The organism is Streptomyces sp. ISL-87, from assembly GCF_018614095.1.
Taxonomy (GTDB): Bacteria; Actinomycetota; Actinomycetes; order Streptomycetales; family Streptomycetaceae; genus Streptomyces.
The window spans coordinates 1-5,016 of record NZ_JAGGOY010000155.1 but is presented as its reverse complement, the minus strand read 5'-3'; the positions used below and the strand labels follow the sequence as shown (position 1 = coordinate 5,016).

The following is a 5,016-nucleotide window of genomic DNA, read 5'->3' as shown; positions in this document are numbered from 1 at the left end:
GCCTGAGCAGCGCGGGACTCTGCCACTGAAGGCACTCGGGCCATCGTCAGGACTGGGGCTTCACGCAAGGGCGGTCACAACCCCGCAGTTGTCGTATTGGCGCGGCAATCGTTTAATTCTGTTGACGTGCCCTTCGTCGGCTCCAGAGCTGTAGGAAAGGGGTGAGGCCGGCGGTGACGGGGGCGAGGGCGCGAAGGGGATAGCCGGCGAAGCCGGCGATCGGTTCAGGACCATCTGCTCCAGCCCTCAGGATCCAGTCCATGAGTACGCCGCCACGCGGACGGAGGGCCAGAGGACTCAGGCCGCCCGTTGGAGCATCGCGAGGCGGCTTGCCGTGCGGTCCAGGTCGCGCGTCAGGGTCGGGTCGGCGGGGGTGGACAGGGGGTCGGAGCCGATGAGTACCAGTCGTATGTCCCGGTCGCAGGCGACGTCCACGAGGTTCGCGAACCGCTGCCGTCCGTCCGTGGAGGCCGTGGCCAGCGGGGGTACGCCGTCCAGTACGAGGGTGCCGAACCGCTCGGCGAGCGCCAGGTAGTCGGGTACCGCCGTCGCGGTCTCGCACAGCACGTCGAATCCGAACCAGACGAGTTCGCCGCGCACCGCGCGGGCGGGAAGCTCCCGCAGGTGGGCCTGGACGGCAGCAGACTCTGCGGGCGTCGGGACGGTGAGGCCGAACGCTTCGAGGGCGGTGTCGTCAGGGGGCAGGCACAGGCCCGTCGCGAACCGGCGGCCGCCCGCCGGACGCGGCGACGCGAGTCGGCGGAAGTCCACCGGGCCCGTGACGTCCAGGACGTCCATCCGCTCCTCGATGAGCTTGATGGTCGGCTCGAACAAGTGGTGGTACAGCGGGTCCGGCATCAGTCCGGCGGGCGGGTAGTTGGACGTCGTGACCAGGGTGATCCGGCGGTCCAGCAGCGTACGGAAGAGGCGTGCGATCAGCATCGCGTCGCCTGCGTCGTGCGCGTGGAACTCGTCGAAGACCAGGATCCGGCTGTCCCCGATCAGCTCGTCCAGAGCCCTGTCGACGGCACTCTGCCCGTCGTGGCGGGCACCCGGACGGGTCACTCCGTCGTGCAGGCGCCGGAAGAAGTCGTGGAAGTGCAGGCGGCGTTTGCGTCCGGGAGGCAGGCCCTCGTAGAAGGTGTCCACCAGCCAGCTCTTCCCGCGGCCCACCGGGCCCCAGACGTAGAGGTCGCGGGGCGGCTTGGGAAACGTCCAAGCCGGCCGGGCGAGTTCGGCCGCCAGCCGGGACAGCCGCTCGACGGCGGCCTGTTGGGCCGGGGCGACGGAGAATCCGCGCCGGGCCGCGGCCTCGTGGAAATGGCCGCGCATGGCCTCGTCGTGCTTGTGCACCGTGCAGCTCTTCCGTTCATCCGTCATACGCTGGGTTTCGTCGGGTCATCGACCGGGGAGTGCGGAATCCGGAATCAGGCGGCTTCGGGGGACGCAGTCGCCGCCGCTTCGAGGACGTCCACGGTTCCGCGACCGCCGTCCACCCGGATCCTGTCCCCCGTCCGGATCCGCGTCGTGGCGTTGCCGCAGCCGACCACCGCCGGAATGCCGAGCTCCCGCGCCACGATCGAGGCGTGCGAGAGGTTCGCGCCGACGTCCGTCACGATCGCGGAGATCCGCGTGAACAGCGGCGTCCAGCCGATGTTCGTCACCGTGGTCACCAGGATCTCGCCCGGCTGGATGACCTCGCCCTCTTCGACGGTGGCCACGACCCGGGCGATGCCCTCCGCCACGCCTCCGGACGCGGGCGAGCCCGCGACCGTGTCCGTGGCGGGCGTCGTGTCGTGCGCGTCGAACAGGTCGGCCCGGCGGTTCGGGTCGGCCGCCCAGGTGGCCGGGTCGAACTCGCCGCGGATCAGGGTCGGGTAGGTGGGGAGCGCGCGGTAGCCCTCGTACGCGGCCCGGCGGGCAGGCACCGCGGCGAGCGGGGCCCGGTTGCCGCCGAGTACGGCGAGGATCTCCTCGCGGGACAGGAAGAACAGGTCCTCCCCCGCCCCGCTGACCTCGCCGGCGCGCAGGACGAACGTGCGCAGCAGCCAGAAGATGCGGGCGATCTCGGTGCGGGTGGCCTCCCGCAGGCGTGCCGAGGCCGCCCACGTGTCCACCGCGCCGCGTATCGCCGCCACCCGACGCGGGTGCTCGGCGGCCAGGCGGTCCCATGCCGCCGACCGGGCCTTGGTCTGTCGCGCGAGCCGGAGTCCGGCATCCTCCTCGACCGTGCCGAGCGCGGCGAGCTGCCGGTCGATCCACTGCGCGTTTTCGGTGGGCCGAGGGAAGGACACCTCGAACTCGTGCGGGCCGCGGTGGCCGTAGGTACGGGTGTAGGTGTCGCGGTCGATCTCGCCGCGGGCGAGCCGTTCCAGGCCGAGCAGCGGTCCCATGCTGGCCAGTTGGCCCTCGTCGCCGAGGCCGGTGGTCATCAGGTCGGCGTCCTGTTCGCCCACCAGGGACTCCAGGGTGCCGCGTACCTTGACGAGGGAGTCACCGCCCTGGCGGGTGGCGGCCTGGAGCATGTGGCAGCAGCGGCGGAAGTACGGCGCCACCTCCGCCACCCACAGGGCCGACAGGTCCTGCGCGGTCGCCGCGGCGGCGACCCGAGCCCGCAGTCCCTCGCAGCGCGCGGGCGCTTCCTCCAGGAACGCCGGCAGCTGCTTGCCGTTCGTGCGAATGCGGCTCATCACCGCGACCGCCTCGCCGATCGTGTCCCGCCACACCCGTACCTTGGATGCCGGCAGCAGCGGAATGCCCATGCCCTCCGGAAGGCGCCCGAACACCAGCTCGTTGGCCTGTGCGAACTTCCGACCCTGGCCGAACGCGGCCGCGAGGGTGGCCGTGACGCTGAGGTTCATGTAGAAGCGGCCGCCGATGTTCCCGTACATCGGGCGGCCTTCGAGGCTGGCCCCGACCATCACATCGCCCATGAACGCCTTGACGAACGACCAGGTCGCGGGCGTCATCACATCGGGGACGGCCTCGCCCAGATTGGCACTCGTCCACAGGGAGTCGGTGCCGGTGCTGTCGTTCCACACCTCGGGCCGGGGCGCCGCCACCGTGGTGATCGGCCGGGCCTGGAGGATGCGGAAGGACCCTGCCTCGCGCGCCCACTCGACGTCGCGCGGCTCCCCGTACAGCTCCTCGATCGCCAGTCCGAGCCGGGCCAGCTCACCGGCCTCCGGTGCGCTGAGGACCGGGGCTTCGCGCAGGTCGGCCGGGACCGGCTGCTCCGCGGTGCCTTCGGCAGTCGGTACGGTCATGACCTCCTTCGCGGCGATACGTTCCTCCACGACGGCCAGGCTCGTACGGTCGACCAGGAGGGTGTCGGGGGTGACCAGCCCGCTGACGACGGCCTCGCCGAGTCCCCAGGCGGCGTTGACGACGAGCCGGTCCGCACGCCCGCCGAGCGGGTCGACCGTGAACATCACCCCGGCGGCATCGGCGGCCACCAGTTCCTGCACCACCACGGCGAGCGAAACGTCCTCGTGCGCGATGCCGGCCCGGGCGCGGTAGGCGATGGCGCGGTCGGTCCACAGGGACGCCCAGCAGCGGCGGACCGCTGTCAGCAGGGCGCTCTGGCCGGTGATGTTCAGGTACGTGTCCTGCTGGCCGGCGAAGGACAGGTCGGGCAGGTCCTCGGCCGTGGCCGACGACCGTGCGGATGCGGTCGGCCACTCCGGTCGAGGTGACGAACTCCTGGTACGCGGCTGTCGTCACATGGAACCCGCCCGGTACCGGCAGCCCTCCGCGCGCGAGCTCGGACAGGGCTGCGCCCTTGCCGCCGGCCGTCTCCAGCGTCGCCCCGGCATCGTCCAACGCCAGCACAAAGCCCATGGTCTGCTCCCCCAAACTCGGCCTCCAGGAAAGGATCATGATGGCACCGTGGGCGGGGCGCGAACAGGCCTTTCCGCCGACGACGAAACGGAGCGACCGTAGGCGGCGATCCGGCCACTCCGGGGATACGCCGGCACAGCGTCCGCGCCGCCGGTCCATCGTGGGCAGACCCAGCCCCCGCACGCCAGCCCTCAGGCCGTCCATCAACGGCCCGGACCACTCCAAGAACCCTACCGACAAGCCCGCAAAATCACCGGTCAGCTAACGCCCGCACTCATCCAAGCTCATCTCCCGGCGCACAGAACCGTTCCTCCACCAGCACACACCACGTGCTCGCTCNNGGCGTCGATGACGAACGTGACTGGCTCAGCCAGTTCCTCCGGCGCCAGTGCCGAAGCCCAGGCATCGAAGTCCGCTGCCGAGCGAATACTCCGGCCGAGGAGCCCAAGCCGAACTCCTTCAGCTCCTCGACGTCGATCCAACCCGACCACGCTGGTTGGACAGCCCTTTTCGCACCTGCGAAATCCGGGGCTAGAACTGGGCTGCTGCCGGGCTGCTCGGCGATCTGCTGCGCGTGGGCGGCCAACTCGGGGTGCTCCGCGGCCAGCTGCTCCTGCAGGCGCCGGGTCGCCTCCGCCTCGACCTCCCGGCGTCAGCCAAGTTGCAGGACAGACCACAGCAGGCGGCCACCGCTACTAGCGTCAGGACAGCCCACACACCGTCTCCCATCCCCCATAACCCACTCGGACGGGATAATGCCGAATAGGCCAGAGCATAGAATCGCATCTTTGGCTGTCCCCGCAGTGCGACGGGAATGGAACCGTGGGGCCACGCCGTGGATGAAATTCAGGAGGATTACGGCGAGGACTTGCTAGTCCAGATATGCCTGAACGGGCGCATGGACCCGGCAAGAATCTGGGTTCAGGTCAAGGGCACGTAAAGAGTCACGACCAAGATGCTACCGAGTGTCTCGGTAGCATCTGACCAAGTTCCCCGTTGAGCAAGGACCGCTGACCTCTTCGATTTCGCCGTGTCGGCGGAGTTCCTCGGCGAGGGGACGGGCGAGACGGAGCTGGGTGTGGGTGACGATCAGGAGGCCAGGTCCAGCGGCCCGCGGCCTCGGGAGTGCGGAGTTTCGGGGTGGTCCAGCCGAGGGTCTGTTTCGCGAAGCGGAAG

At 70.2% G+C, this 5,016-nt stretch carries 2 protein-coding genes and 3 pseudogenes; all 5 read right to left on the bottom strand.

Annotated elements, in window-relative coordinates:
• Positions 1–297: 297 nt before the first annotated feature.
• A complete protein-coding gene (gene zapE, locus J7I97_RS37960; RefSeq protein WP_251051752.1) occupies positions 298–1,380 on the bottom strand; it encodes a cell division protein ZapE in 1,083 nt (360 codons plus the stop codon).
• Between the two features lie 47 nt (positions 1,381–1,427).
• A complete protein-coding gene (locus J7I97_RS39770; RefSeq protein WP_285443913.1) occupies positions 1,428–2,393 on the bottom strand; it encodes a PEP-utilizing enzyme in 966 nt (321 codons plus the stop codon).
• 675 nt (positions 2,394–3,068) lie between these two features.
• Positions 3,069–3,662: pseudogene (locus J7I97_RS39765) on the bottom strand (PEP/pyruvate-binding domain-containing protein); the annotation flags it as partial.
• Between the two features lie 24 nt (positions 3,663–3,686).
• Positions 3,687–3,840, bottom strand: a pseudogene (locus tag J7I97_RS40605) (PEP/pyruvate-binding domain-containing protein); the annotation flags it as partial.
• Positions 3,841–4,864: 1,024 nt separating this feature from the next.
• Positions 4,865–5,016 (bottom strand): annotated as a pseudogene (locus J7I97_RS39760) (transposase); the annotation flags it as partial.